Origin of the sequence: Mesorhizobium sp. M1396 (assembly GCF_040317725.1) — a bacterium.
Taxonomy (GTDB): Bacteria; Pseudomonadota; Alphaproteobacteria; order Rhizobiales; family Rhizobiaceae; genus Mesorhizobium.
The window spans coordinates 1-833 of record NZ_JAMYLA010000154.1 but is presented as its reverse complement, the minus strand read 5'-3'; the positions used below and the strand labels follow the sequence as shown (position 1 = coordinate 833).

General features: G+C 63.1%; 1 protein-coding gene. It reads left to right on the top strand.

The window, feature by feature from the left end; genetic code table 11:
• Nucleotides 1–319 precede the first annotated feature (319 nt).
• Nucleotides 320–833: site-specific integrase (locus NKH02_RS34400; RefSeq protein ID WP_502913899.1), on the top strand; the 514-nt coding region annotated here is incomplete at its 3' end.

The window sequence follows — 833 nt, the reverse complement described above, 5'->3', positions numbered from 1 at the left end:
GGCAGATCCAGTAATGGGGAGTTGGCGTGCCGGCAACGGCATTTTTCGGTGAATTGTTGCGCTTTTTGTCTCCATAACCGCGCGGTCCTGCGCCTCCATCAGCTCGGCCACCAATGGCCGGTCAGAAACGGAGACGAACATGTTGGAGATTTACTTCTCGGCATCGAAGCTGCCGAGGCATTTGCGGAGCGGGCCAAGCGGACCATACCTTGACGGTTTCGCAGCCGCGCTCGAGCGGCAGGGCTATAGTGCCGGCACGGCCGCGCGATATTTGCGGGCGGCAGCGCACCTCGGCCATGTCGTGGCTCGGCAAGAGGCAATGCCCAGCGACATTGATCTGGCGGTGTTCAGCGAGCACTTGTGCACTTGTCGATGTCCGCGCGCCATGGGCGGGCGTCGCAACCACCACACCATTTTTGGCGCCAGGCTCTTTCGCCAGCACCTTGTCGAAATTGGCGTTTGCCAGTCCGCCGCTGCCGCATTGCAGCGTGCCGAGCCGTGCCTGGTGGCTCACTTCAAAGTGTGGCTGCGCAAGCATCGCGGGGCGTCCGATCCCACCATCAAGCTCTACGCCCGCGACGCCGCCCACTTGATAGCGGCACTCGGGTGCGATCCAGAGCGGTGGGAACCAGCCGCTATCCGCAGCTTTTTCCTGGACCGCGCGAGCCATTGCGGCAATGGAACCGTGGAGAAGCTGACGACCAGCCTGCGCGCGTTCTTGCGGTATCTTGCCGTCACAGGCCGCTGCCGAGCAGGTCTCGCCGATGTCGTTCCTGGCTTTGCCAGTTGGCGGCTTGCCGACCTGCCGCGATATCTAGCGGCGGAGCAGGTGA